Origin of the sequence: Nioella sp., assembly GCF_964229645.1 — a bacterium.
GTDB lineage: Bacteria > Pseudomonadota > Alphaproteobacteria > Rhodobacterales > Rhodobacteraceae > Nioella.
Window position 1 is genome coordinate 20,397 of the sequence record NZ_CAXREX010000060.1, and the last position, 24,660, is coordinate 45,056.

Annotated in this window: 26 protein-coding genes, 1 pseudogene and 1 riboswitch; of the genes and pseudogenes, 15 read left to right on the plus strand and 12 right to left on the minus strand. The window is 62.7% G+C overall.

Annotation, left to right across the window (positions count from 1 at the left end; all coding sequences use genetic code 11):
* The first annotated feature begins 141 nt into the window (after positions 1–141).
* Both ACEQXV_RS03990 and ACEQXV_RS03995 read left to right on the plus strand, forming a co-directional pair.
* Positions 142–2,211, plus strand: coding sequence for a protein-disulfide reductase DsbD (locus ACEQXV_RS03990; RefSeq protein ID WP_058249072.1), 2,070 nt, complete (start codon positions 142–144; stop codon positions 2,209–2,211).
* Positions 2,212–2,284: 73 nt separating this feature from the next.
* On the plus strand, positions 2,285–2,905 hold the full coding sequence (locus ACEQXV_RS03995) for a class I SAM-dependent methyltransferase (protein WP_106268401.1): 621 nt from the start codon (positions 2,285–2,287) through the stop codon (positions 2,903–2,905).
* A 223-nt stretch (positions 2,906–3,128) separates the two neighbouring features.
* On the opposite strand, the gene ACEQXV_RS04000 is transcribed toward ACEQXV_RS03995, so the two are convergent.
* The gene (locus ACEQXV_RS04000; RefSeq protein WP_106268386.1) at positions 3,129–3,839 is read right to left on the minus strand and encodes a CbtA family protein; all 711 of its coding nucleotides are present in this window, start codon (positions 3,837–3,839) and stop codon (positions 3,129–3,131) included.
* A gap of 9 nt (positions 3,840–3,848) precedes the next feature.
* Positions 3,849–4,061 (minus strand): CbtB-domain containing protein, encoded by a 213-nt coding sequence (locus ACEQXV_RS04005; RefSeq protein ID WP_106268384.1) that lies wholly within the window; start codon positions 4,059–4,061, stop codon positions 3,849–3,851.
* A gap of 27 nt (positions 4,062–4,088) precedes the next feature.
* Positions 4,089–4,216: riboswitch (cobalamin riboswitch) on the minus strand.
* Positions 4,217–4,313: 97 nt separating this feature from the next.
* Here ACEQXV_RS04005 and ACEQXV_RS04010 point away from each other — a divergent pair.
* Positions 4,314–4,793 (plus strand): histidine phosphatase family protein, encoded by a 480-nt coding sequence (locus tag ACEQXV_RS04010; RefSeq protein WP_336434075.1) that lies wholly within the window; start codon positions 4,314–4,316, stop codon positions 4,791–4,793.
* Here ACEQXV_RS04010 and ccmI read toward each other — a convergent pair whose 3' ends face one another.
* The 7 genes and pseudogenes from ccmI to ACEQXV_RS04045 form a co-directional block, all read right to left on the minus strand.
* Positions 4,794–5,930, minus strand: coding sequence for a c-type cytochrome biogenesis protein CcmI (gene ccmI, locus ACEQXV_RS04015; protein WP_106268381.1), 1,137 nt, complete (start codon positions 5,928–5,930; stop codon positions 4,794–4,796).
* Entirely contained in the window at positions 5,927–6,400 is a 474-nt protein-coding gene (locus tag ACEQXV_RS04020) for a cytochrome c-type biogenesis protein (protein ID WP_058249080.1), read from the minus strand. The genes ccmI and ACEQXV_RS04020 overlap by 4 nt, the downstream gene beginning before the upstream one ends.
* Positions 6,397–6,951 (minus strand): annotated as a pseudogene (locus ACEQXV_RS04025) (DsbE family thiol:disulfide interchange protein). The gene ACEQXV_RS04020 and the pseudogene ACEQXV_RS04025 overlap by 4 nt, the downstream one beginning before the upstream one ends.
* A gap of 8 nt (positions 6,952–6,959) precedes the next feature.
* A complete protein-coding gene (locus ACEQXV_RS04030; protein WP_058249082.1) occupies positions 6,960–8,954 on the minus strand; it encodes a heme lyase CcmF/NrfE family subunit in 1,995 nt (664 codons plus the stop codon).
* Between the two features lie 27 nt (positions 8,955–8,981).
* Complete coding sequence (locus ACEQXV_RS04035) at positions 8,982–9,299, minus strand: SHOCT domain-containing protein (protein WP_234988890.1); 318 nt, start codon at positions 9,297–9,299, stop codon at positions 8,982–8,984.
* Positions 9,296–10,705, minus strand: coding sequence for an ATP-binding protein (locus tag ACEQXV_RS04040; RefSeq protein WP_058249083.1), 1,410 nt, complete (start codon positions 10,703–10,705; stop codon positions 9,296–9,298). Before ACEQXV_RS04040 ends, ACEQXV_RS04035 begins: the two co-directional genes overlap by 4 nt.
* Positions 10,702–11,424, minus strand: a complete 723-nt coding sequence (locus ACEQXV_RS04045; RefSeq protein ID WP_058249084.1) for a response regulator — start codon at positions 11,422–11,424, stop codon at positions 10,702–10,704. The genes ACEQXV_RS04040 and ACEQXV_RS04045 overlap by 4 nt, the downstream gene beginning before the upstream one ends.
* A 168-nt stretch (positions 11,425–11,592) precedes the next feature.
* On the opposite strand from ACEQXV_RS04045, the gene ACEQXV_RS04050 reads away from it, so the two are divergent.
* The 7 genes from ACEQXV_RS04050 (at position 11,593) to ACEQXV_RS04080 (ending at position 18,101) form a co-directional block, all read left to right on the plus strand.
* Complete coding sequence (locus ACEQXV_RS04050) at positions 11,593–12,120, plus strand: hypothetical protein (RefSeq protein WP_058249085.1); 528 nt, start codon at positions 11,593–11,595, stop codon at positions 12,118–12,120.
* Positions 12,121–12,180: 60 nt separating this feature from the next.
* Positions 12,181–12,567 carry a DUF302 domain-containing protein gene (locus tag ACEQXV_RS04055; protein WP_058249086.1) on the plus strand — a complete coding sequence of 129 codons (387 nt, stop codon included), beginning with the start codon at positions 12,181–12,183 and terminating at the stop codon, positions 12,565–12,567.
* Entirely contained in the window at positions 12,557–13,030 is a 474-nt protein-coding gene (locus ACEQXV_RS04060; RefSeq protein WP_106268377.1) for a rhodanese-like domain-containing protein, read from the plus strand. The genes ACEQXV_RS04055 and ACEQXV_RS04060 overlap by 11 nt, the downstream gene beginning before the upstream one ends.
* Before the next feature lies 1 nt (position 13,031).
* Complete coding sequence (locus ACEQXV_RS04065) at positions 13,032–13,724, plus strand: TVP38/TMEM64 family protein (RefSeq protein ID WP_058249087.1); 693 nt, start codon at positions 13,032–13,034, stop codon at positions 13,722–13,724.
* Positions 13,721–15,034, plus strand: coding sequence for an APC family permease (locus ACEQXV_RS04070; RefSeq protein WP_058249088.1), 1,314 nt, complete (start codon positions 13,721–13,723; stop codon positions 15,032–15,034). The genes ACEQXV_RS04065 and ACEQXV_RS04070 overlap by 4 nt, the downstream gene beginning before the upstream one ends.
* A 50-nt stretch (positions 15,035–15,084) precedes the next feature.
* On the plus strand, positions 15,085–17,280 hold the full coding sequence (locus ACEQXV_RS04075; RefSeq protein WP_106268374.1) for a heavy metal translocating P-type ATPase: 2,196 nt from the start codon (positions 15,085–15,087) through the stop codon (positions 17,278–17,280).
* Between the two features lie 63 nt (positions 17,281–17,343).
* Positions 17,344–18,101 (plus strand): IS5 family transposase gene (locus ACEQXV_RS04080; RefSeq protein WP_088635922.1). Its coding sequence is split into 2 segments (ribosomal slippage): positions 17,344–17,668 and positions 17,668–18,101, totalling 759 coding nucleotides; the frame shifts between segments, so codons are not numbered across the junction.
* A gap of 115 nt (positions 18,102–18,216) precedes the next feature.
* Here the strand turns inward: ACEQXV_RS04080 and ACEQXV_RS04085 are convergent.
* Positions 18,217–18,582: a helix-turn-helix transcriptional regulator gene (locus tag ACEQXV_RS04085; RefSeq protein WP_106268326.1), complete on the minus strand. Its 366-nt coding sequence runs from the start codon at positions 18,580–18,582 to the stop codon at positions 18,217–18,219.
* A 56-nt stretch (positions 18,583–18,638) separates the two neighbouring features.
* On the opposite strand from ACEQXV_RS04085, the gene ACEQXV_RS04090 reads away from it, so the two are divergent.
* The 5 genes from ACEQXV_RS04090 (at position 18,639) to ACEQXV_RS04110 (ending at position 23,286) form a co-directional block, all read left to right on the plus strand.
* The gene (locus tag ACEQXV_RS04090) at positions 18,639–19,493 is read left to right on the plus strand and encodes a cation transporter (protein ID WP_106268328.1); all 855 of its coding nucleotides are present in this window, start codon (positions 18,639–18,641) and stop codon (positions 19,491–19,493) included.
* The gene (gene lspA / locus ACEQXV_RS04095) at positions 19,490–19,999 is read left to right on the plus strand and encodes a signal peptidase II (RefSeq protein ID WP_106268331.1); all 510 of its coding nucleotides are present in this window, start codon (positions 19,490–19,492) and stop codon (positions 19,997–19,999) included. Before ACEQXV_RS04090 ends, lspA begins: the two co-directional genes overlap by 4 nt.
* Positions 20,000–20,036: 37 nt before the next feature.
* On the plus strand, positions 20,037–20,558 hold the full coding sequence (locus tag ACEQXV_RS04100) for a TRAP transporter small permease subunit (protein WP_106268333.1): 522 nt from the start codon (positions 20,037–20,039) through the stop codon (positions 20,556–20,558).
* A gap of 16 nt (positions 20,559–20,574) precedes the next feature.
* Positions 20,575–21,921, plus strand: a complete 1,347-nt coding sequence (locus ACEQXV_RS04105) for a TRAP transporter large permease subunit (RefSeq protein WP_245888631.1) — start codon at positions 20,575–20,577, stop codon at positions 21,919–21,921.
* Positions 21,922–22,038: 117 nt separating this feature from the next.
* Positions 22,039–23,286 carry a cytochrome P450 gene (locus tag ACEQXV_RS04110; RefSeq protein ID WP_106268336.1) on the plus strand — a complete coding sequence of 416 codons (1,248 nt, stop codon included), beginning with the start codon at positions 22,039–22,041 and terminating at the stop codon, positions 23,284–23,286.
* Positions 23,287–23,307: 21 nt separating this feature from the next.
* On the opposite strand, the gene ACEQXV_RS04115 is transcribed toward ACEQXV_RS04110, so the two are convergent.
* Both ACEQXV_RS04115 and ACEQXV_RS04120 read right to left on the minus strand, forming a co-directional pair.
* Positions 23,308–23,667 (minus strand): cation transporter, encoded by a 360-nt coding sequence (locus tag ACEQXV_RS04115; protein WP_342753501.1) that lies wholly within the window; start codon positions 23,665–23,667, stop codon positions 23,308–23,310.
* 224 nt (positions 23,668–23,891) lie between these two features.
* On the minus strand, positions 23,892–24,584 hold the full coding sequence (locus ACEQXV_RS04120; protein WP_088726084.1) for a prephenate dehydrogenase/arogenate dehydrogenase family protein: 693 nt from the start codon (positions 24,582–24,584) through the stop codon (positions 23,892–23,894).
* Positions 24,585–24,660: the final 76 nt, after the last annotated feature.

Genomic DNA, 24,660 nt, shown 5'->3' on the forward strand with positions numbered 1-24,660 from the left:
CGACGCAGGGTGGAGATACGGTCGCGGCCTTGCTTCCCCCTGGCTGCGAGATCGTGGACGGATCGTCGCCCGGCGTTGCACAACTGCGTTGCGCAGATGGCCGGACAGGATTCGTTCTGAACACGGGAAACTGACGTGACCATGCTGCGCCGGAAGACGTATTTTGTCGGGTTTCTGACCGCCCTGTCGCTGATTGCGAGCGGGGCCTTGGCCGCCACGTCGGACGTTTATCGTTCGACCCCTGTCATTGCCCGGCTCATCACCGCGCAAAACGGTGTGGCGCCGGGATCACGCAGCTTGGCCGCCGGGTTGGACCTGACCATATCCGAGGGATGGAAGACCTATTGGCGCACGCCGGGAGAGGTCGGCACACCGCCCCGGGTCGACTGGTCCGGCTCGACCAACATCGCCGAAGTCGATTTTCAATGGCCTGCACCGGAACGCTTCACCGCCTTCGGCATCCAGAATTTCGGCTATCATGGAGAGGTTGTGTTCCCCTTGCGGATCACGCTGAAACAGCCCGGCACCGCGGCCCGGCTGCACGCGGCCGTGTCGCTGCTGGTATGCTCCGACATCTGCGTGCCTGAGGATTTCGTCCTGACGCTCGACCTGCCGCCGGGCAGCGGCATCGACCAGACCTCTGCCGACAGGATTGCGCGTTTCGTGGACAAGGTCCCGCAAATGGCCCCCGTTCCGCGCATCACCTCGGCGCAATTCCATGTGGATGACGCGGCCCGCAGCCTGACCGTCGCGCTGCGCAGCACCAAGGCCTTCGACGCGCCCGACATCTTCCCCGAGGCCGGTGACGGCGTCACCTTCGGTGCACCCGACATTCGGCTGGGCGAAGACGGACGCCTGCTTTGGGCGCGGCTCCCGATCCTGTCCTCTGGCCCGCCCGAGACACCGCGTATCACAGTGACCGACGGGGACACCCGCGCCTTTACGGTGCCAGCCACAAAGGTGGCAAGCGCCCCTGCCCCGCCCTTTCGTCTGGCAACGCGGAGGACCGGGGCGGGGATGCTGGCCGGGATCGCCGCGCTTGCCTTCCTTGGCGGTCTGATCCTGAACGTTATGCCCTGCGTGCTGCCCGTCCTGTCGATCAAGTTCTCGTCTGTCCTGCGCCACGGCTCAGAGGATCGCCCGCGCATCCGCCGCGGTTTTCTTGCCGCCGCCGCCGGGGTCCTCACCTTCATGTGGGCGCTTGCGGCGGTACTCTACGGATTGAAATGGGCGGGTGTGTCCGTGGGTTGGGGTCTGCAATTCCAGAACCCGGTCTTCCTTGCAGGTCTGATCGTCGTGATGACGGTTTTTTCCGGCAACCTGCTGGGCGCGTTCGAGATTTCCTTGCCGTCCAGGCTCCAGACATGGATGGCCAATAACGGCGGCGGAGATTTTGCCACAGGCCTTTTCGCGGCGGTCATGGCCACGCCCTGTTCCGCGCCGCTGCTGGGCACCGCCATAGCCTTTGCGCTGGCCGGTCGGGGTCTCGATATCGCCGTGATCTTTACCGCGCTGGGGCTGGGGCTGGCTCTGCCATACCTGCTGGTCGCGGCGTGGCCAGGAGTGGTGACGTGCCTGCCGAAGCCCGGGCGCTGGATGCTGCTGGTCAAGGTGGTTCTGGGGCTGATGCTGTTGGCCACGCTCGGGTGGCTGGTCTGGGTCATGAGCGGTGTCGCCGGGCCGTGGACTGCGCTCATCGTGCTGGCATTGGCGCTGTCGGTGACCGGGTTGCTGTCGCTCAGCCGCCTGTCACCGGGTCCGCGCCTGTCTGGCGCGGCGCTTCTGGTCGCTGTGACGTTGGTGGCCGCTCCCTTCGTGTCCACGCCCGCCGCCTCCCCCGCGCCGGACGGCAGCGCGCTGGCTTGGCAAAGCTTTGCCCGCGCCGAGATCGCGCGGCAGGTGTCGGGCGGGCAGGTCGTCTTTGTCGATGTCACTGCGGATTGGTGCCTGACCTGCAAGGCCAACAAAGCCCTGGTGCTGGAACGCGACCCGGTGCGCACGGCGCTGTCCGCTGACGGCATCACCCTCATGCAGGCCGACTGGACGCGCCCGGACGAGTCGATTGCGCGCTATCTCGAAAGCTTCGACCGTTACGGCATCCCCTTCAACGTCGTCTATGGACCGGGCGCGCCAGAGGGTATCGTCCTGTCGGAAATCCTGACGGACCGATCCGTGCTGAAGGCTCTCGATCGGGCAACCTTGCCGAACTGACATTTAAACATTATGTATATGGAATATGTTGGACCTTTAGTTGGTCTGCAGATCCGCGTCAGTGGGCATGGCCATGTCAGTCGATCGAAAAGAACACTGGGACACCGTCTACGGCAAGACGCCCGAGACCAGCCTGAGCTGGCATCAGGACGATCCGACAGTTTCGCTCGACCTAATTCGGATGGCCGGAATTCCCAGAGGCGCGTCGGTGATCGACATAGGCGGCGGCATGTCCCGTTTCACGGACGCCGTGCTGGCGATGGGGCTGCGCGACGTGACGATTTTGGACCTGTCGCAAGTGGCCTTGGATGCCGCGCGAGACCGGCTGGGGCCCGCAGGGGGCAGCTTGACCTGGCTGTGTAAAGACATCACCACCTGGTCGCCGACGCGACAGTACGACCTGTGGCATGACAGGGCGGTATTCCACTTTCTCACCGACCCCGCCGACAGAGCCGCCTATATCGAGAGCTTGACACGCGCCGTCCGGATCGATGGCCATGCCATCATAGCCACTTTTGCGCCGGACGGACCGGATCGGTGCAGCGGCCTGCCGGTCGTCCGCTACAGCCCCGAGAATATCGCGGTGCTTTTGGCAGACAGTTTCGCGCCGGTGGCGCATCGCCGCCACCTCCACCAAACCCCGAAAGGCGCGGAGCAAGCTTTTCAATTTAGCCTGATCCGTCGGGTCGGCTGACCTCAGTCTCCCCCGAGTTGCGCCAGTATTGCCTGAACCTCTGCCTTGCGCGCAAACCACGCGTCTTGGCCAGTCGCGCGTGCGGACGGCCAGTTGCGGCCCTGACATCGGGAAACAACTCGCTGATCTGGCAACGCTTTGGTCGCGCCGGAATTCCGCCGCAAGCACCGAACGTGAAGGTTACTTTCTGAACGTCACCGTGCCGATATCTGTACACCTCCCGTCAAATGGATTGGCCGAACCGTTCGACCAGCCAGCCAAAGGCGATCCCCGTGCTGGCCCACAGCGTTGCCTGCACCGCCAATGTCGATGCCCGGAACTGCCAGAGCAGATCGCGCGGAAAGGCCGGGTCCACCTCGTGGAACGAGGGCAACAGGATCGCTGCCCCGGACATGACCCCTGCGTAGATCCCCGCCCCGATCAGCATCTTGCGTCGTCGCGAAGCGATCCCTTTCACCGCCGAGACAGCCGGCCCGAGGGTTGCCAACGACAGCGCCAGAAAGGCGAAATAGGCCAGGGTGCGCGCCCCGATCGTTTCGGGGTTGCCAACTGCTGGCGGATTTCCCGGAAACTTCAGCATGGGAACGACGATCACCGCGGCAAAGCCCAACGCCGTGATCCAGGCCACCGTGGCCCGTGTCGATCCATGCAGGATCCGCCCCCGCGCCACGGCAAAGCTGATTGCCAGGATCCCGCCCAGGGCCACGCCCACGGCGGCGAGACCGACGAACAATCCAGGACCAGCCTGCAAATGGCGCGACATGCCGCCGGTATCGGAAAGATCCGGCGTATCTGTCGCGTGTGTGTGGCTGTCGGTGGTTTCCATCGCGATGGCCGCGTCCAGCGCAGGTTCACCGACAAGTCGCGCCACGCCGAACGTCACCACGGACGCCAACAGCCCGGCCAGAAGGCCGAGCACAAGAAGACGAGTCATCGCTGTAACTTAGTGGCAGGGAAAGCCAAGAAGGTGGCGCGCATCGTGCACGAATTCGTGCACGTCGGTCCCGGCGAAAACAGACCATGCGCCCTGCTCTGCACCAACGAAATAGACCAGCAGGACAGCCAGCAGCGCGGCCAGGATCGCCCAAGGGGCAATGTCCCGCATAGGGATGGCGGGAAGATCGCTCGAAACGGCGGGACGGGTTGCGACAGTCATTTGGTACTCCTTCTGATGACGCGTCATGAGTATTTTCCAGGGATCCGTGTCTGACTTACGCTTGCGCGATCACAGTGGCGCGACCGTGCCGGATTTTCACCGGCTTCCGTATTCCCCTGTGTCTGATCGATAGGCCAGAATGCCTCGAGCTGCCAACATTTTCTTGCCTCGCCTGTACGAAAGCCCCCCATGCGCCTGATCCTCGTTGCCGCGCCCATGTCTGCGCATCACCCCTTTCGCCTTGCCGCGGATATGAGCGCTGCGCAGGTACAGCGGGCACGTACCCTCTCTGGCCGGCTTGGGGGCAGTGCTTGCCAGACCGCGCCAGGGACCGGTGTCTTGGCCTTGGAGCTTGGATTGCAGCCAAACGACTGCGCGGCGCTCGGCGCGCAGGATTTCGGGCACTGGACAGACATGACCCTGGACGAAGTCGCCGCCACCGATCCCGAGGCACTGTCACTGTGGACCCGTGACCCCGAAGCTCGCCCCGGCGGGGGTACCTCCCTGACAGACCTCTGCGCGACCGTACGACCCTGGCTGGACCAGATGGCGGCCTCGTCGGCAGATCGTGTGGTGGCTCTGGCGGCCCCGCCCGTGCTGCGCGGAGTCATTGTCAGCGCGCTGGACCTGCCGCCTATTGCCGGGTTCCGGCTGGATATCCATCCTCTCGCCCCGATCCACCTGGTACACGACGGTCAACGATGGACATGGCGGCCCGGTAACCCGGACTGATCACGGGTTTTCCAGACGTGCGATGCTTGCCCTGACCTCTGCCTTGCGCGCATCGCCCTCGGGCAACAGCGCATCCGCGCGAAGGTAAGCGTCCCGCGCCTTGTCCATCTCTTGGAGCACGCCATAGGCATTCGCCAGCCTGAGCCATCCGTTCACGTCATCCGGTTCATCCTCAAGCCGCGTCGCCAGACGATCCACCATGGACCGTATGAAAACCGCCCTGTCGCCTTCGCTCATCTCCTGTGCGGCGGCGACATCGGCGGCACTGGGGCTGCGGGCAACAGGCGCACGCGACGCGATGGGCGCCCGGCCGAGTGTTTGTGCGAATGCATTCGCCTGCGCAATATAGGTGTCCATCCAGGGCTGGTAGCCCGGCGTCTCGGCCAGTCGCGCCGTCAGGCGGTCATGAGCTGCCCCGACCTCTCCTGCCTGCGCGTCCGCGATCGCAAGGTAGAACGCCGCCGCCGGGTTCGAGAGGTCCAGCGTCAGCGCCCTGTTCAAAGCGGTCACCGCGTCCGGCGTGACGGTTCCGTCATTGGCCCGGATCATCGCCTCGGCCAGCATCGACCATGTCGCCGAAACCGCGTCGTCACGGCCAGAGGCCGTCCGGAAGGCGGTAACGGCTTCGTCGAATTGTCCCATGCGCGCATAGGTCTGGCCCAACAACATCCAGCCATCGGTCGGGCCGCCGTCGGGATCGGCCCTCAGCCTTTCGCGCAATTGCCCAGCCAAATCGGCGATCCGTCGCGTGTCGGCGCGCTCGTCGGCGCGGTCGGCGAAGGCCACAGCCGGCACGTCGGGCGCACCGGCGAACGAATAGTAGCCAAAGGCCATGACCGGGACAAACACCGCCGCGAGGATCAGCGCGCCGCGCCCGCCTGTCGTCGTGACGGTCTGCCGATCAGCGCGCCGCAGCACCTGCGCCATGCGGCGGCGGATTTCCTGCCTTGCGGCCTCTGCTTCGGGTGCAGAGACCAGCCCCCGCGCCATGTCGCGGTCGATTTCTTCGAGCTGGTCGACCAGAACCGCCGGCACGGCGTCGGCGCGCAAGACCGGTGCCATGCCTGCCCGGCGCATCGGAAACAGCGCGATGGTCAGACCAGCAATCGCCATGATGGCGAAAATACCCCAGATCATTCCGATCCTCCCTGTTTGTATCGGTCCATGGCCGCTGCAATGCGCGCCTCGTCTTCGGGATCGAGCGCCGCGTCGGTGCGTCGGCGTCGGGCCCGCGAAAGACTGAGCCCCCCGGTCAGCACCGCTGCAAAAATCAGGACCAGCGGCGCAAGCCAAAGCACCACGGTCCGACGTGTGAACGGCGGTTTCAACAGGACGAAATCTCCGTAGCGCGCGTGGATGTAGTCGACCACTTCCGCATTGCTGTCGCCCGCGGTCAGCCGTTCACGTACGAGCAGCCGCAAATCCCGCGCCACCCCGGCGTTGGAACTGTCGATGTCCTGGTTCTGGCAAACCACGCAGCGCAGCTGCTTGGAGATCACGCGGGCGCGCGCCTCAAGCGCCGGGTCGGCCAGGATCTCGTCCGGCTCTACAGCCTGCGCGAGCATGGGCAAGACAGCCAACAGAACGGCGAGCACCACCGCCCTCATGACAGGCCGCCTTGCGCCTGCTGCAACGCGAGCGTGAATTTTGCCACGGCGTCCTCGCCCACGATCGGCCCGACATAGCGATACAGAACCGTTCCGTCTCCGCCGACGATGAAGGTTTCCGGAACGCCGGAAATGCCCCATTCGATACCCGCCCGACCATCGAGGTCAGAGCCGATGGCACTGTACGGGTTGCCCAACTCGGCGAGCTAACGCAGGGCGTCCTCGGGCTTGTCCTTGTAGTTGATGCCCAGAAGGCGCACCCCGTCCCGTTCGACGAACCGCGACAGGACCGCATGTTCGGCCTTGCACGGCACGCACCACGAGGCAAAGACATTGACCACCACGGGGCCGGGATTGCCCGACAGGTCCGCTGTTGCAAGGCCCGGCACGTCGAGTCCTGGGACCGGGTCCAGCGCAAACTCCGGCACCGGGTGCGAGATCAGAACCGAGGGGATATCATTTGGGTCACGCTCAGGGTCCAGTCCCCAAAGGAAAAAGGCCCCGAGGATGGCCGCCAACACCAACGGCAGCCCGGCTAACATGCGTTTCATGGTCACTCCTATTCGGCGGGCTGGGGTTGCGGTCGGCGCGCCCGCCGTGGCGCCCCGACGCGCAGGCGACGGTCCGATAGCGACAGCGCGCCACCCAGCACCAGCAGGCCCGCACCAATCCACAGCAGGTTCACCAGCGGTTCGTACAGGATGCGCAGGGTCCACGCCCCGCCCTTGGCCGCCGTGTCCGAGGCCGGTTCCGTGATCGAGGCGTAGAGATCCCCTGCCAGGGTCGAGCGGATCGCGGATTCCGTTGTCGTCGACCGGGCCACGGGATAGCTGCGCCGTTCGGGGAACAAAGTCGTCACGTAGCTGCCATTGCGCCAAACCTTCAACCGGCCCTGATCGGCCAGATAATTCGGCCCGCGACGCTTCTCGACCCCCTCGAACAGGACCTCGAACCCGGCAATCTCGATGCGGTCCCCAGGTCGGACAAAGGCTATTTCTTCGCTCTTCCAGGCGCTTGACCCGACCATGCCCAGTATGACCACCGCCAGCCCGGCATGAGCCAGCGTCATGCCATGCGACGCCCGTGGTAGTGCGCGGGCGCGGCGGGCCGATTCGGACAGCGGTGCGTCGAACAGCTTGATCCGCAGCGCCCATTCCCGAAGCGTCGCAAACAGCAGCCAGAGCGCTGCGGCAACCGCGACATAGGCCAACACAGGCGCACCGGTCTGAACATACCAAAGCATCAGAGTCGCAGCGAGGCACAGCAGCGCCACGAAGCGCACCCGTTGGAGCACCCCGCCAATATCGGCGCGCTTCCACGACAGGAACGGCCCGATCCCCATGAACAGCACGAGGACCAGCATCATCGGGACGAAAGCGGCGTTGAAGAACGGTGGTCCGACCGAAATCTTGTCGCCGGTCAACGCCTCCAGCAGCAGCGGGTAGAGCGTTCCGAACAGCACCGTCCCGGTCGCCGCCGCGAGGATCAGATTGTTGAGCAGCAGGCCTGCCTCTCGGCTGACGGGCCGGAACAGGCCGCCGCCCTCCATCTCGGGGGCCCGCCACGCATAAAGCGCCAACGACCCGCCGATGGACAGGCCCAACAGCCCGAGGATGTACAGCCCGCGCTCTGGATCGACGGCAAACGCATGAACCGAGGTCAGCAGCCCCGAACGCACGATGAAGGTGCCCAGCAGCGACAACGAAAATGTCAGGATCGCCAGCAGGATCGTCCAGCTTTTGAAGGCGTCGCGCTTTTCCGTGACGATGGCGGAATGCAGCAGCGCCGTTCCCATTAGCCACGGCATGAAGCTGACATTCTCCACCGGGTCCCAGAACCACCAGCCGCCCCAGCCCAACTCGTAATAAGCCCACCACGATCCCAGCGCGATCCCGGCTGTCAGGCTCATCCACGCAGCCAGCGTCCACGGCCGCACCCAGCGCGCCCAGGCGGCATCGACCCTCCCTTCGAGCAAGGCCGCAACCGCAAAGGAAAACACGATGGAAAAGCCTACATACCCGAAATACAGCAGCGGCGGATGCATGGCGAGACCAACGTCCTGCAACAGCGGGTTCAGGTCATTGCCATTCGCGGGCGGCGGAAAGACCCGTTCGAACGGGTTCGAGGTGAACAGCAGGAAGCTCAGGAAACCGACGCTGATCCAGGCCTGCACCGACAGGACGCGCGCCTTGGTGGCGGCGGGGATGTTCGATCCGAACAAGGCCACGCCCGCGCCGAACACCGCAAGGATCAGCACCCACAACAGCAGCGAGCCTTCGTGGCTGCCCCATGTGCCGGCGATCTTGAACAGCATCGGTTTCAGCGAATGGGAATTCTCAACCACGTTCAGCACGGTAAAGTCGCTGACCACGAAAGAGCGCATCAAGGCGGCAAAGGCCAACCCGACAAAAACCACCTGCCCCATGGCCGAGGATTGCGCGGATTGCATCCACACGACGTTGCCGCGCGACGCGCCCAGAATAGGCAACACGCTCTGAACAATGGCCAAGGCCAGCGCCAATGCCAGTGAGAAATGTCCGATTTCCGGGATCATGCTTGGCCTCCCTCGGGGGTGTCGCGGTTATTTGTCCAGCGCAGCTTTGCGACGCTGGAACTCCTCTTCGTCGATCTCGCCCCGCGCATAGCGCAGGCGCAGTTCCTCAAGGGGATCCGGCGCATCGGACACGGCTGGCCCGCTGTCGCCACGGCCCGTCAGCCGCATCACGACCAGTACGACGATCGCAATCACGAGGCCCCAGAACAGCAGCATCCCGAACCCGCCAAGGCCAAATCCGAAACCGCCCATGCCATAGCCGTTCATCATGCCGTCATCGGCATCGGCCAGCGCAGGTGCTGCGCCGGCCAGCGCCGCGCCCAGTGAAATCAGGATCTGTCTCATGGTGTTTCTCCTTCGGTGTTGGCCGCATGTCCGTTCGGCAGCCGCACCCGTGCCCGCAACCCGCCTTCGGGCCGGTTCGTCAGAGTGACATCGCCGCCATGCGACTGGATGATCGTCCGGGCGATGGACAGTCCCAGCCCATGCCCGCCGGTTTCCAGCGACCGCGACTCTTCGAGCCGCACAAACGGGTCAAAGACCTTGTCCAACTGGTCCTCGGGGATGCCCGGTCCGTCGTCGTCAACGATCAGAACCACCTCCCCGCCAGTCTTTTGCCAATCGATGCGCGCCATATGGCCGTAGCGCAGGGCGTTTTCGATCAGGTTGCGCAAGGCGCGGCGCATGGCGTTGGGGCGCAAGCGCAGTTCGGTGTCGTCGGCTCCCAGCAGGTCGACCCCGGCGGGCAGGGTCTGGCACAGAGCGCCGAGGTAGTCGTGCAGATTGACGCGTTCGGGCTGCTCTGATCCGGTCAGTCCGCGTGCGAAAGTCAACGTTGCCTCGACCATGCCCTGCATTTCCTCGACCGAGGCGACGATGCTGTCGCGGGTTTCGTCGTCGTCGACCATCTCGGCACGCACCCGCATCGCCGTCAGGGGCGAGCGCAGGTCGTGCCCCAGCGCCGCCAGCATCCGCGTCCGGTCATTGACGAAGCGGGTCAGGCGTTCCTGCATCCGGTTGAAGGAAACCGTCAGGTCGCGGACCTCGGTCGGGCCGGCAACGGGCAGTTCAGGCACGTCCTCGCCCCGCCCCAGCCGGTCGGCGGCCCGCGCCAGCCGCCGCAGCGGGCCGGTCAACCGCGTCATGACGAACCAGATCACCACGATCAGCAGCACCGTAGCCGACAGCACAAAGGCCAGCATGGATTCCAGCGGCCACTGGATCGGCGGGCGTTCGAAGCGGGTGCCCACATTCAGCCAGTGCCCCCCGGAAATGGCTATTGATAGGTTCATCTCGATGGCTGTCAGCTCGCCCCGCATCATCGCCATGTGCATCTCTGTCATCTCGCGCGACAGATTGGCGAGCGGCATCAACTGGCCCTCGATCTGGTGAAGCTCGACACGGATGTCGCGGCTGTAGCTGTCATCCAGCAGGGTACGGATGCGGCTTTCGACCAGACCGCCATCGGAATGGTCGCTGTGCTGAACCAAGGCCGTCTGCGACAGGTCGAACCGCACGAGAGGCGAATTTGCCGCCCGCAGGATCGAGGCATGCAGATCGGGTGGCGCCTCTTCGATCAGGCGCGCCACGTTGGCTGCACGCCCCGCCGCCTCGAAGCCAAGCGCCGCACGGATCGCAAGGCTGCGCTCGTCGGCGAACAGCAGCAGGCTGATGATCTGCGCCACGGTCAGCGCCGCTACGATCAGCAGGACCAACTGCCAGCGCAGCGTCATCGCGGCACGCAGGCTCATGCCTCGGCCTCGACATCGCAGGCAAGGCTGTAGCCGCCATTGCGCACCGTCTTAATGATGCGCGGGCGCAACACGTCGGGCTCGATCTTGCGGCGCAGGCGGCTGATCTGGTTGTCGATGGTGCGGTCCAGCGGTCCGGCCATGCGGCCTGCCGTCAGGTCCAGCAACTGATCCCGGCTCAGCACAATGCGCGGGCGTTCCAAAAAGACCGACAGCAGCTTGAACTCAGCGCTGGTCAGCGCCGTTTCGGCGCCCGATTCGTCGCGCAGAATCTGCCGGTCCGTGTCCAGTAGCAGGTGGGCAAAACGCACCGTCTGGCCCGCCAGCCGCCCGGCCATGGGGGCTTCGCGCGTGGTCCGCCGCAGGACGGACTTGATCCGGGCAAGCAATTCGCGGGGATTGAACGGCTTGGCCAGATAGTCATCCGCCCCCAGCTCCAGCCCGACGATCCGGTCGGTTTCCTCACCAAGGGCGGTCAGAAGGATGATGGGCAGATCGCCTTGCGGCGACAGACGGCGACAGACGGACAGGCCGTCCTCGCCCGGCATCATGACGTCCAGCACCATCAGGTCGAATTGGCCGACCGCAAGGCAGGCATCCATTTCGGCCGCATCCTTGGCTGCGGTGGCGCGCACCCCGTTCTTTTGCAGAAACCGCGTGACGCTTTCGCGGATCTGGGCGTGATCGTCGACCACGAGAATATGCGGTTGCTGTCCCATGCGCCCCTTCTAACGGACCGGGGCCGGGAACTTCACCGGTCGATTTGTAGCGGTTTGTATCACGCCCCGGCTTTGCGACAGATCGTTACAAATCCGGGGCTGCATGTCGCCCGAAAACAGCGTTTGACTGGGGCCGGAAACGACACTCTCAAGCGAAAGGAGCACACGATGCCCCGATTTACACAAGCTGTCTCTGTTCTTGCGGTTCTGGCACTGACCGCAGCGCCCGCCCTTGCGGACTCAGACCACCACACCGGAAACGGCGCCGGCCCGACGGGCGGTGACATGGCGATTCCCCAGATGAATGGCGACATGCACAACACCATGATGCAGATGATGATGCGGATGCACGCGGGCGGCGACATGCCGATGATGGGCATGGGGTCCTCCGCAATGGGGATGATGGACCGCGACATGATGCAGATGATGCGCCCCATGATGGGCCCGTCCGGTGACGGCATGGGGGACATGGGCGACATGATGCGGCAAGGCATGATGTCCCATGACGGCGACGGGGACGACAGCCTGAGCCTTGACGAATTCGCCGATTGGCACGCACAGATGATGAAGGAGACGATGGTCGATCGCTTCCAGCATCTCGATGCCGACGGCGACGGCAAGATCACCGGTTCCGAAATGCAGGGCTTTGCCGGGCGGATCGGTTCCATGCCGAGGATGGACCCCGCGCAGGAATGAGCCAGTTACACGGGCATGGCCCCGGCAATCGGGCCATGCCGCAACGATAGGAGACCTGCCATGAGCTATACCCATGACCGCCTGCTGAGCGGCGTGTCGATCGACGACGCCGACATGCGCGTGCGCGCAGCCCTGTCCGAGGCGGGGTTCGGCGTGCTGACCGAAATCGACGTCAAGGCGACGATGAAAAAGAAGATCGACGCCGAAATGGAGGGCTACCGCATCCTTGGTGCCTGCAATCCCAAGATGGCGTATGAGGCCATCGGGCTGGAACCGCGCGTCGGCGCGATGCTGCCCTGCAACGTCATCCTGCGCGAAGTCGAGGGCGGCACCGAAGTCAGCGCGATCGATCCCGTCGCGTCGATGGCGGCAATCGACAACGACCAGTTGCACGCCGTCGCGGGCCAGGTCCGCGACATGCTGATGGGGGCTGTCGATGCGGCCTGATCGCACGCGGCGGTTCGTGCTGGCAGGGCTGGCGGCTTCGGGCGCGGCGCCGTTTGCAGTTCCTTCCTGGGCGCAGGGCACGGGCGCATGGTCCGCCGGTCAGGCTTATGATGCGCTGTTGAACGATACTGCGCGGGTGATCGACATCCGCTCTCGCGAGGAATGGCAGGAAACCGGGATCGGCGCCGGGGTCTGGCCGATCAGCATGCACGAAGCCCGCTTTGCCGACCGCCTCTTTGCGGCCCGCTCCCACGCGGGCGAGCGCACCGTCGGGCTGATCTGCGCCACGGGCGGGCGGTCGCTGTCGGTGCTGGGCGCGTTGATGCGGGCGGGCTACACCGGGTATGCCGATATCTCCGAGGGGATGCTGGGCTCCGGGGCCGGGCCGGGCTGGATCGCCGCCGGGCTGCCCGTGGTGCCGCTGGATGCGGCGCTTGCATCCCTCCCAGAGGCGCTGACCTGACATGACCGGGCGCGGCGTGGATCGGTTCAGTCCGGCGCTTCGCCCCTTTGTGTGGATCGCGGCGGCGCTGCTTGGCGCGCTGGCCCTGTACTGGCTGCTGGGTGGGCAGATGCCGACGATCGACCGCGCGCGGGTCGAAACTTGGGTCCATGCCGCGGGCCCTTGGGGGCCTGTCGCCGTTGTCGCACTGATGACCGCCGCCGTTGTCGCCAGCCCGATCCCCAGCGCGCCCATCGCGCTGGCGGCAGGTGCCGCCTATGGGCACTATGCCGGGGCAGCCTACGTCGCCCTCGGGTCCGAGATCGGCGCGGTCATCGCCTTTGCCCTTGCCAGGACGCTCGGGCGCGGCACGGTCGAGCGTTTATTGGGCCACAGTGCCGATCGCGGGCTGTTCGGTTCGCAAAACGCATTGACACTGACGGTCTTTGTCAGCCGCCTGCTGCCCTTCGTATCGTTCGACGCGATGAGTTATGCCGCCGGACTGAGCCGCCTGCACGCCTGGCGCTTTGCGCTGGCGACGATGGCCGGAATCCTGCCCGCCAGCTTCGTTCTGGCCCATGTGGGCAGCGTCGCCATGCAGGGAGATTTCGGGTCGGCGGAATGGCTGGCCCTCGGCCTGGGGCTGGTCACGGCGGTACCGCTGCTGGTGCTGGCCTTGCGGCACCGGGACGATGACAAGAGGAATACGGAATGACTTCGGACTATCGCAAGAACAGCCTGACCCTGCTGGATGCCATCGCCATGGGTACCGGCGTGATGATCGGCGCCGGGATCCTCGCGCTGACCGGTCAGATCGCAGCTTTGGCGGGGCCGCTCTTCCCCTTCGCCTTCATCGCCGGTGCCGTTGTCACCGCCTTCAGCGCCTACACCTATGTCAAGATGTCGAACGCCTACCCCTCTGCGGGCGGCATAGGGATGATCTTGCAAAAAGCCTATGGCCCAACGACTGTCGCCGCCGGGGCCGCCCTGCTGATGGCGCTGTCGATGGTCATCAACGAAAGCCTCGTGGCGCGGACCTTTGCCACCTACCTGCTGCGCGGGCTCGACATGCCGCGCGACACATGGCTTGTGCCCGCCATCGGCGTGAGCGTCATCGTGTTTGCGTGGCTGGTCAATGTCGCGGGCAACCGGTCCGTCGGCTGGCTGTCGGTGCTGATGGCAGCGCTGAAGGTCGGGGGCATCACCGTTTTCGGCATAGCAGCGCTTTGGGCGGGCGGGATCAGCTTCGAGGCGACCGGGGGACAGCAAGACACCGGGATCACCGGATTTGTCGCCTCGATGGCTCTGGCGATCCTTGCCTTCAAGGGGTTCACGACCATCACGAACAGCGGGGCCGAAATCACGAACCCGCACCGCAACGTTGGCCGTGCCATCATCGTTTCCATCGCCATCTGTACGCTGGTCTACCTGTTGGTCGCCTTTGCCGTCGGCAGCAGTCTGCCGCTGGACCGGATCGTTGCTGCACGGGACTATGCGCTGGCCGAGGCCGCGGAACCGGCCCTGGGGCGGACCGGGTTCTACCTGACCGTCGGCCTGGCGCTCGTGGCGACGGCCTCCGGCCTGATCGCCAGCGTCTTTGCCGTGTCCCGCATGCTGGCCATGCTGACCGAGATGCGGATGATCCCGCACAGCCATTTCGGCATGCCCGGCGTCATCCGCGACCACACCTTAGTCTACACGGTTGTGATTGCCACGCTGCTGACCATCTTCTTCGATCTCGGACGCATCGCGTCGCTGGGGGCGTTCTTCTATCTGGTGATGGACATGCTGATCCATTGGGGAGTGTTCCGCAATCTGCGGACCGAGGTGGGCGCGCGCGGCTGGGTCTTGCTGACCGCAATCGGATTGGACGCCGTCGTGTTGGCTGCCTTTGCCGGGATGAAGGTGCAGGCCGACCCGTGGATCGTGGTGATCGCAGGTGTCGGAATGATCATCGTTTTTGGCTTCGAGCACATCTTCTTGCGTCGGCACCCGCCCAAAATGCATCACCATCACGGCGCTTGACCTTCCCCTTGCTGGAGGGCCCATGACTGATACGGGAAAGGACTTCGATCATGCCCGACCATGCCCACCACTCCCATTCGCAGCATGCCCCGATCCCGGCTGGCGCCCCTACGGCCACGGACCCGGTCTGTGGTATGACCATCGAAGTCAAGGACGACACCCGAACGCAGACCTTTGGAGGAGAGACCCATCATTTCTGCTCGGCCTCCTGCGAGGACAGGTTCAAGGCTGACCCGTGGTTCTATGCGTCCGGCAATGCCGACAAGACAGGCCAACAGGCCCAACCCGGCACGCAATGGACCTGCCCCATGCACCCCGAGATCGTCCGCGACGAACCGGGGGCCTGCCCGATCTGCGGCATGGCGCTGGAACCGATGCTACCCAGCGACGAACCGTCCGAAGAACTGACCGACTTCACCCGCCGGATGTGGATCAGCGCCGCGGCGGCGGTGCCTTTGGTCATCCTGACGATGGGAGAGCTTGTCGGCCTGCCCGTCCGCGACTGGCTGGGTCACCGTATCGCGACCTACATCGAATTCCTGTTGGCCACGCCCATCGTCCTGTGGGCCGCGCTGCCGTTCTTCAGACGCGGGCTGGACTCGTTCCGCAACCTGTCACCCAACATGTGGACGCTGATCTCGCTTGGGGTCGGGTCGGCATATGTCTATTCGATCTTTGCCACCTTCCTGCCAAGTGTCTTCCCCGAGGACTACCGGATGGGCGAAGGCGTCGGCACCTATTTCGAGGCCTCGGTCGTCATCGTCGCCCTGATTTTCGTCGGGCAGGTGCTGGAACTCCGCGCGCGCGAACGCACCGGCGATGCGATCCGCGCCCTGCTGGACCTTGCTCCAAAGACCGCTCGCCGCATCCTGCCCGATGGCGAGGAATACGATGCGCCGCTGGAAAACGTGGTCGCGGGCGACATGCTGCGCGTCCGCCCCGGCGACAGCATTCCGGTGGATGCCGAAGTGGTCGAGGGTCGGTCCTCGGTTGATGAAAGCATGATCACCGGCGAACCCGTGCCCATCGAAAAGACCGCAGGCGACCGCGTCACCGGCGGCACGATCAACAAGAATGGCACGCTGGCGATCCGCGCCACGCAAGTCGGTGCCGACACGGTGCTTTCCCAGATCGTCGACATGGTCGCGGGCGCCCGCCGGTCGCGGGCGCCAATCCAAGGTCTGGCAGACCGGGTTTCGGCGATCTTCGTACCCACCGTGGTCGGTATTGCAACGCTGGCCTTCTTCGCGTGGCTTTTGATCGGTCCTGACCCGGCGCTGGCGTTTGCCATCACCGCCGCCGTTTCCGTACTGATCATCGCCTGCCCCTGTGCGCTGGGGCTGGCTACGCCGATCTCGATCACCACCGCCGCCGGGCGTGGCGCGCAGGCGGGCGTGCTGATCAAGGACGCCGAGGCACTGGAGCGCATGGCCCGCGTCGATACCGTCATCGTCGACAAGACCGGCACGCTGACCATGGGCAAGCCCACCCTGACCGACGTGGTCGGCCTGTCGGGCGCGAACGAGGCTGACGTGCTGGCCTATGCCGCCGCCCTGGAACGCGGCTCCGAACACCCTCTGGCCGAAGCCATCGTTCAGGGTGCACGGGACAGGGGCGCCCCACGCCACGACGCAAGTGAATTCGATGCGGTAACGGGCAAAGGCGTCACCGGACGGGTTGAAGGCCGCGATGTGGCTCTTGGCAACCCGGCGTTGATGGCGGCTCTGGGGGTCGACACGTCTGCTGGGGACGCGCCCGCCGATGCGATGCGCGCGGACGGTAAGACGGCGATGTATGTTGCCCTTGACGGAACGCTGGCCGGTCTGGTCGCCGTTGCCGACCCGATCAAGGACACGACCGCCGCAGCGATCCGCGACCTGCACGCGCTTGGCCTTAGGGTCATCATGGCGACCGGCGACAACCAGCGCACCGCCGAAGCGGTCGCGCGCCAACTCGATATCGACGAGGTCCGCGCGGGCGTTCTGCCCGAGGACAAGAAATCCCTTGTCGAGGAGTTGCGTGCGCAAGGCGCCTATATCGCGATGGCCGGCGACGGGGTGAATGACGCCCCTGCCCTTGCCGCCGCCGATGTCGGGATTGCCATGGGCACCGGAGCCGACGTGGCTGTCGAAAGCGCAGGGATCACCCTTCTGGGCGGCGACCTGACCGGCATTGTACGCGCCCGCAAACTGGCCACCGCAACGCTTCGCAACATCAAGGAAAACCTGTTCTTTGCCTTCGCCTAGGGTCAGGATGCATTGATTTTCAAAGCGCTGCGTGATTCACGGCCCGGAAAACGGAGCGGTGACATGAGCGACCTTTTCTGGCTGACCGACGAGCAGATGGCCAAGCTTTCCCCTTTCTTTCCCAAGTCCCACGGCAAGCCTCGGGTCGACGACAAACGCGTCTTGAGCGGGATAATCTTCATCAATCGCAATGGCTTGCGCTGGCGCGACGCGCCTGAAGCCTATGGACCGCATAAGACGCTGTACAGCCGGTGGAAGCGCTGGAGCGAGAAAGGCATCTTCGCCAGGATGATGGTCGGCCTGGCTACCGGACACCGCGAAGAAAAAACCGTGATGATCGACGCGACCTATCTGAAAGCACACCGTACCGCGACCAGCATGGCCGCCAAAAAGGGGGGCGCGGTCGCCTGATCGGTCGAACCAAGGGCGGCATGAACACAAAACTGCATGCCATCTGCGACAGCCAAGGACGACCGCTCAACCTGTTCGTCACCGCCGGACAGGTCAGCGACTACATCGGCGCACGGGCGCTGCTCAGCAGCCTTCCAAATGTCGAATGGCTGCTCGGGGATCGGGGCTACGACGCTGATTGGTTCCGAGAAGCATTGCAAGACAAGGGGATACGCGCCTGCATTCCCGGCCGAAAGCAACGCAAGACCCAGGTCAAATACGACAAGCGCCGCTACAAGCGGCGAAACCGCATCGAGATCATGTTCGGGCGCCTCAAGGACTGGAGGCGCGTGGCAACCCGCTATGACCGCTGTCCAAAGGTCTTTCTCTCAGCCATCGCGCTCGCAGCAACCGTCATCTACTGGTTATGAATCCTGACCCTAGTGTTCCGGCTTTTTGATGATCTGGCGGCGTGCAATCCAAACTGTGAACTCACAATAGAAAATTCGATTCTCCGAAGATCGCCAACCGCCTTGGCGGCACCAATCATGTTTTCAGCATCTTACCTTCGCAATAATTTTCGCACGCCTCAACACCCTCTGCGACCACATCGAGAAGTGCGTCCACATCGTTCAAAAGGGCTGTAATACGCGGACTGCTGATGCGGTAGCGGATGAAGCGTCCATCGCGGTCGCTGGCGACAAGCCCACAATCCAAAAGACATCGGAGATGGTTGGAAACGTTTGGTTGCGATAGTTCTGTGCGCGTCACGATCTCGTGCACAGCCAACGGCGCTTCACACAAGGCGCCAAGAATCGCGAGACGGCTTGGGTCCGCAAAGCCGCGAAACAGCTTCGCCCTTCGTTCTATAGTGCTTGTCCCGGTATTGCGGTCGGCAATGATTTGGTCCATATCATTCCTCGCTGATATGTTGTTTCTTGATTCACTCTAGCAGGAGTATTGCACCCATGGCCAACGCCGACAGCGCCAGATCGACGGCTGATGTTCCATCCTTCCGTTACCGCGTCTCCGGCATGGATTGCGCCAAGGATGCCGCGCAGATCGAACGGGCGGCGCAGTCTGCAGGGGTCGCGCCCGACGCGGTGAAAGTGTCGGCGGCGACCCATATCATGACTCTGAAGGCCCCTGAAGCGCGTTTGCCGGACATCGTAAAGGCCGTTGAGACAACGGGGTATGGGTTTGACCGCATCGAAAGCGACGAGGACCTTCAGCAAGGTGCGGCCCATCAGGACCCGGCCTATCGACGTGCGTTATGGATCGTCGTAATCCTCAATGTCGGCTACGGTGTCATCGAGATGGTCGGCGGGTTTATCGCCGGATCGCAGGCCGTGAAAGCCGACGCCCTCGATTTCATCGGCGATGGCGCGATTACCTTCCTCGGACTTCTGGCCATCGGCTGGAGTCTCGCGTGGCGGGCACGGTCGGCCCTGATCCAGGGCATCTTCCTTGGCCTCCTTGGCCTTGGAGTTCTCGGCACGACCATCATGCGGGCTTTCGAACCGATAACGCCGGATGCGGCTCTCATGGGCCTTCTGGGCCTGATCGCTCTCGTTATCAATGTTGTGTCCGTGCTGCCCCTGCTGCGGTATCGCAAGGGTGACGCGAACATGCGCGCTGTCTGGCTGTTCTCGCGCAACGACGCCATCGGCAATGCTGCGGTCGTCATCGCAGCCGGACTGGTGGTCTGGCTGGGCAGTGCCTGGCCAGACCTCATTGTCGCCTTTGGGATTGCGGGACTGTTCCTGCATTCATCTTGGTCGATCATCCGTGATGCGCGTTCCGATCTGAAGGCGGCAGCATGAACCGCCGCACTCTGGGTGGGCTCTGCGCCATTGCGGCGCTCGCTCTCGATCAGAGCACAAAGGCGCTCGCCCTGAACACACCGGAGCTGGAGCGCGGGGTCGAGGTTCTGCCTTTTCTGAATCTTGTCCGTGTCCTGAACGATGGAGTCAGCTTCGGGTTGCTTGGTGGGATCGTGCCCTCGTGGGGTCTCGTCGTGCTTGCTAACGCGATCATCGCATGGCTGCTGATCTGGTTATGGCGCGCGCCAGATAGACTGACCGCTGCTGCGCTCGGTCTGGTCATCGGCGGCGCAGCTGGAAATGTCATCGACCGGTTGCGGTATCAGGCGGTCCCCGACTTTCTGGATTTCCATTTCGGGACATACCACTGGCCATCCTTCAATCTCGCTGATGTGGCGATTTTCTGTGGAGCGGCCCTGCTGTTCTGGGACGGCTTTCGTGCCGCGAGAGGCAAACCGGAACAGCCCGGACAAGACCCCCGCAAGGAAAATGTCGCGGGGAGATAGCAGCTCACAGGTAAGGAGCTTTGGGAGGGGCCTGGACTTGAAGTTTTTAGATTGGATTGACCGGATCATTCGTAGCATCGGCGTCGTGACTGCATGGCTGACAGTTGTTTCGATTGCCGCCTACGGCGCGCTTCAGATGCTGGATCGAAAGCTACAACTTGGCATGTCGAGCTATTTGCCGGACCTGTCCACATCGCTGCTGTTCATTCTGATTTTCTTGACCCTTGGCTATACCTATCTGAGCGACGGTCATGTGCGCGTTGATGTTCTTCGCAGACATTGGTCCGCGCGCCGTATTGCGTGGATCGAACTGATAGGTGGCTTTTTTGTCCTTCTGCCTCTCGCCGCGATTCTGACCTGGTACGGGTGGGACGGTCTGATGCGCACCACGAAGTTCGCCGAAACCCAGTTGTGGGCACAACGCATAGCCGGGGTTATCGGCCCCATCTTGCTGGCCCTTGCGGGTGTGATCGTAGCCTTGCGCAACATCGCCTTTCTGGCAGGGAAACGTGCGCAAGGCGCACCGGAACAATCGGGCGGGCTGCACAATGGTGAATGAGGTCCTCACGGTGGCCATGCTTGCCGTGATGGCCATCGGGGTCTTCAGCGGCTTTCCGGTTGCCCTTGTCCTGGCGGGGACAGGCTTCCTGGGATTTGTGGCTGCTGTTTGGGTGGGGATCACAGATTTTCAGCATCTGGGGCTGATCTACCTGCGGGCCCGCGGTGTACTGACCAATGAATCAGTCCAATTTACCAGTGTTCCTATGCTGATTTTTCTCGGTTTGATCCTGAATGCCAGCGGGGTTGCCGAAACCATGTTTCGCTTGCTGGGGCGTATTCTGACGGGTGTTCCGGGTCGCTACGCCATCGCGACCCTGCTGATCGGTCTGGTGCTCGCGCCAGCAGCCGGGGTTATCGGGGCATCGGTCATCACGGTGGCGCTGGTCGCCTATACCCCGATGATGGCTTCCGGCTACGCCCCGCGAACCGCGGGTGCAGCCGTCGCGGCCTCTGGCGCGCTCGGTGTCGTGTTTCCGCCAGCCGTGATGCTGTTTTTTATCTCGAACGTCTTCTATCTGCGCATTGGATTGATGTACGTGGCTCTCATCGTGCCCGTTCTTCTGATGGTAACCGCCTTCGCGATCTATTTTGCCATCTTCTTGCGAAAAACCGTCGAAATCCCTTTGGACGCGCCAAAGACCAATCTTGGGTCAGACCTTTTGTTCGTGATTGCTTCGGTCGCTGTAATCGCGTCAATTCCTCTCAGCATTATTCTGGGCTTTGCGACGCTCACAGAGGCGGCCGGAGTAGGGGTGTTTGGCGCGCTCTTGGTCGCGCTGGCGCGAAAGCGTTTGTCTTTCCCATCTTTGAACTCTGTCACGGTGCAGACAGGTGCGATGACTTCGATGGTCTTCTTCATCGTACTCGGCGCATCGGTTTTTTCGCTGAGTTTCCACCTCGTTGGCGGACCAGATGTCATCTTCGACTGGATATCCGCATTCGACCTCACCCGGTGGGAACTGTTGGCGACGCTCCTTGGCGTGATCATCATACTTGGTTTTGTTTTTGACTGGATCGAGGTTCTCTTGGTCTTTGTACCCGTGCTGATGCCGATCATTTCCGAGCTCGACTTCGCGGATCACGTCGGCTCTGCGTACTTTGCACAAATCTGGATTGCTGGCCTGATTGCACTGGCATTGCAAACATCCTTTCTCACGCCCCCCTTCGGCTACGCACTGTTCTTTGCCAAGATGGCGGCACCGAAAGGTATCAACCTTTCCGATATCTATCGCGGTGCGGTACCGCTCGTTGCCATTGAAATTGTATTGATCGCGGCGCTGATCTCTTTCCCCCAGCTTGTCACCTGGCTGCCCGAAGCAGCACTCGGTTCGGCAGATGCGCCGCAGCTGATCCAGCGGTGATAAATGATGCATGTCCCGCGCAAATGCACTGATTGGTTTGTTGGCTGTGATGCTTTGGATGAAGCGGAGAGCCCGAAACGAGACCGCCGCGAGCGTAACATTTAGGGAGGACAATCAATGGTCAGCATTCCATCCGCAACGGGCTTCGACAGCACGCTCGCCCTACTGCGCAACCCATATGGTTTCATATCGGATACCTGCCGCGACCTCGGCAGCGATCTATTCGCGACTCGCGTCCTCCTTAAGCAAACCATTTGCATGACCGGTGCGGCGGCAGCGGAAGTCTTCTACAAGGAAGACCGGCTCGTTCGCGCGGACTCGATGCCGGGCCGCATTCAAAAAACGCTTCTCGGTGAAGGCGGTGTTCAGGGCCTCGATGGCGACGCGCATCGTCACCGAAAGCAGATGTTCATGTCTCTTATGGCCTCTGAGCGGATTGCAGCGCTCCAGGGTATGTCCCTGCACATGCTGGACAACTATGTGCGGGACTGGGAAGCGGCGGATGAAGTCGTGCTCTATGATGAGGTGCGCGAAATGCTCACCAGAGCCGTCTGCGCCTGGGCTGGGGTGCCGCTACCGGATGCGGAAGTAAAGAAGCGAACAGCGCAACTGACTACGCTCTTTCAGGATGCAGGAGCCGTTGGCCCGAAACACTGGCGTGCACGTCGGTCGCGGCAGAAACTGGAAAAATGGACTTCGCGGATGATACTGGAAGTCCGCGACGACACTCTCCAGCCACAAAAGGAAAGCGCTCTATACGTTATCGCGACATGGCGCGATCCCGACGGGGAGTTATTGCCCCCAAAGGTGGCAGCCGTGGAACTGCTGAACGTTCTGCGTCCGACTGTCGCCGTGTCTGTGTTCATCGTCCATGCCGTTCATGCCCTCCATTGGTATCCTGAGTGGTCACAAAGACTGAAAAACGGCGCCGCGCTACTTGATCCATTCGTGCAAGAGGTCCGTCGCCTGTATCCGTTCTTTCCGGCGGTTGCGGCGCGGGTCAAGACGGCATTCGAGTGGAATGGCTACCGATTTCCGGAGGGATGCAGGGTCTTGCTCGATCTTTATGGCACGAACACCGATCCGCGTTCTTGGGACGCGCCGCGCGATTTTCGCCCCGAACGGTTTCAGAGTCGTATCGAAGACTCCTATGATTTCATCCCACAAGGCGGTGGCGACCACCACTTGAACCACCGTTGCCCCGGCGAATGGATCGCAATCAGCCAGATGAAGGCGTTCTGCGAATACTTCGTAGGGTCCATCGACTACGATGTGCCGGATCAGGATTTGGAGATTGATACGAAAGAGTTGCCGCCTCTGCCCAAGACTCGAATGATCCTCCACAACGTCAGGCGACATCATTGAGCAGACTTGAGGGTCGATCATTCAGCCTGTCGCCTTCGCGTCCTCTTCCGGATCAACTGAAAATGCATCCTTGGTGGCTTCGAATGCCTCCCACGCAACATAGGGAACGATGAGCAAAGCTGCGACCGGATCGGCCCACCACCATCCCATCCACTGCGTCAGACCGATCCCCAGAAGAACCACGACCGTCTGGTATTCGCAGATCATCGTATCCTTCGCACCATACTTCAAAGCGGGCGCATCCAGCCGTTTTCCGTAGCGATATTTGCCCCAGGCAAGAAATGGGTTCACCACCATAGAAATGAGCATACTCCATAGCTGCGCCAAAATCGAAGAGGTTGTTTTGCTCGGTCCACCAAGCCCTGAGATGGTGGAATGGATTGCTCAGTCAAAGCTTGCGGCAACGATTCGCATGGGAAACAGCTTGGTAGCGGACTTCGAGCGCTAGGCTGGTCATTCGGCCCCAAATTCCTGCTACAGGTTTCGCCAAAGCGGCCGTTCGCGCCATCGCAGCGAGAGCTCACTCTGTCCGCACGCCGGACCTCGATCGATTGGCTCAGCAACGACTGCAACGCGGGACTTTGCTTCCGTTAGGTGCTGCTCCATCAATGTCCGGTCTCATTGTGCAGCGGTATTCTCGATGCTGTTTCCGGATCGACACTCAATCTCGCGGCCAAGTCAAAAAACTGTCGTCTTACGGTCTCGGCGTAAGGATTAGCCTTTTCGATCGCTTCAAATACTTCCGGCGCATCATCCTGCACCATGGAAATCGCCTCAGATAACAGGTCAAAGCTCTCCGTTGTCATGCGCGTTGGTAGCGGGCCCATTCCAAGCAGCACTTTGGCGATGAGATGCGTGAGCCCTTGGACAACTGCTGCTTCTCGGTCGTGATCTTCTGGTGTTGTCATGATGACAGTCAGCCTAAGAGCTACGCGTAAAAACGCAGCCAGCCTCGCATGTCGTTTTCCCTGAATGGGGCAGACCGCAATTTTCAGGCCTTCAATACCTTCCATCGCACTTTGAGGACCGAACAAAGGGTGCGTTGCGACGATGTCTACGTAGTTCGGGAACCGGCGCAGCATGATTTCGGAAGGAACGACTTTGACCGAGCCAACATCGACAATCAGCGCGCCAGGTTTACAAGCAACTGCAATTTCGCTGACAACTTGCTCGAATGAGGACATTCTAGAAGCTAGAGGTTCAACTGAAAAACGATGACGTTCTCGTGAGGTCGCGAGTTTACAGGTATCGACGCGTTTCAGCGCAATAATCGCGATACTTGGAGCCGTATTGTTCATGCAGCCATGGCTCTTCCGCGAGCGGGGCAAGGGCCAGCGCGGCAACTCCAACGATGACGATAGGCCAAACCCAAGA

Bases quoted from the DNA above. Each gene is read 5' to 3' on its own strand.
- ACEQXV_RS04030 (WP_058249082.1), bottom strand. From the start codon at position 8,954: ATGATCCCGGAAATCGGACATTTCTCACTGGCATTGGCGCTGGCCTTG.
- ACEQXV_RS04050 (WP_058249085.1), top strand. From the start codon at position 11,593: ATGCCCCGATTTACACAAGCTGTCTCTGTTCTTGCGGTTCTGGCACTG.
- ACEQXV_RS04045 (WP_058249084.1), bottom strand. From the start codon at position 11,424: ATGGGACAGCAACCGCATATTCTCGTGGTCGACGATCACGCCCAGATC.
- ACEQXV_RS04020 (WP_058249080.1), bottom strand. From the start codon at position 6,400: ATGAGGGCGGTGGTGCTCGCCGTTCTGTTGGCTGTCTTGCCCATGCTC.
- ACEQXV_RS04035 (WP_234988890.1), bottom strand. From the start codon at position 9,299: ATGAGACAGATCCTGATTTCACTGGGCGCGGCGCTGGCCGGCGCAGCA.
- ACEQXV_RS04070 (WP_058249088.1), top strand. From the start codon at position 13,721: ATGACTTCGGACTATCGCAAGAACAGCCTGACCCTGCTGGATGCCATC.
- ACEQXV_RS04105 (WP_245888631.1), top strand. From the start codon at position 20,575: ATGCTTGCCGTGATGGCCATCGGGGTCTTCAGCGGCTTTCCGGTTGCC.
- ACEQXV_RS04065 (WP_058249087.1), top strand. From the start codon at position 13,032: ATGACCGGGCGCGGCGTGGATCGGTTCAGTCCGGCGCTTCGCCCCTTT.
- ACEQXV_RS03995 (WP_106268401.1), top strand. From the start codon at position 2,285: ATGTCAGTCGATCGAAAAGAACACTGGGACACCGTCTACGGCAAGACG.
- ACEQXV_RS04000 (WP_106268386.1), bottom strand. From the start codon at position 3,839: ATGACTCGTCTTCTTGTGCTCGGCCTTCTGGCCGGGCTGTTGGCGTCC.
- ACEQXV_RS04090 (WP_106268328.1), top strand. From the start codon at position 18,639: ATGGCCAACGCCGACAGCGCCAGATCGACGGCTGATGTTCCATCCTTC.
- ACEQXV_RS04055 (WP_058249086.1), top strand. From the start codon at position 12,181: ATGAGCTATACCCATGACCGCCTGCTGAGCGGCGTGTCGATCGACGAC.
- ccmI (WP_106268381.1), bottom strand. From the start codon at position 5,930: ATGATCTGGGGTATTTTCGCCATCATGGCGATTGCTGGTCTGACCATC.
- ACEQXV_RS04085 (WP_106268326.1), bottom strand. From the start codon at position 18,582: ATGGACCAAATCATTGCCGACCGCAATACCGGGACAAGCACTATAGAA.
- ACEQXV_RS04040 (WP_058249083.1), bottom strand. From the start codon at position 10,705: ATGAGCCTGCGTGCCGCGATGACGCTGCGCTGGCAGTTGGTCCTGCTG.
- ACEQXV_RS04075 (WP_106268374.1), top strand. From the start codon at position 15,085: ATGCCCGACCATGCCCACCACTCCCATTCGCAGCATGCCCCGATCCCG.
- ACEQXV_RS03990 (WP_058249072.1), top strand. From the start codon at position 142: ATGCTGCGCCGGAAGACGTATTTTGTCGGGTTTCTGACCGCCCTGTCG.
- ACEQXV_RS04060 (WP_106268377.1), top strand. From the start codon at position 12,557: ATGCGGCCTGATCGCACGCGGCGGTTCGTGCTGGCAGGGCTGGCGGCT.
- lspA (WP_106268331.1), top strand. From the start codon at position 19,490: ATGAACCGCCGCACTCTGGGTGGGCTCTGCGCCATTGCGGCGCTCGCT.
- ACEQXV_RS04110 (WP_106268336.1), top strand. From the start codon at position 22,039: ATGGTCAGCATTCCATCCGCAACGGGCTTCGACAGCACGCTCGCCCTA.
- ACEQXV_RS04010 (WP_336434075.1), top strand. From the start codon at position 4,314: ATGAGCGCTGCGCAGGTACAGCGGGCACGTACCCTCTCTGGCCGGCTT.
- ACEQXV_RS04005 (WP_106268384.1), bottom strand. From the start codon at position 4,061: ATGACTGTCGCAACCCGTCCCGCCGTTTCGAGCGATCTTCCCGCCATC.
- ACEQXV_RS04120 (WP_088726084.1), bottom strand. From the start codon at position 24,584: ATGAACAATACGGCTCCAAGTATCGCGATTATTGCGCTGAAACGCGTC.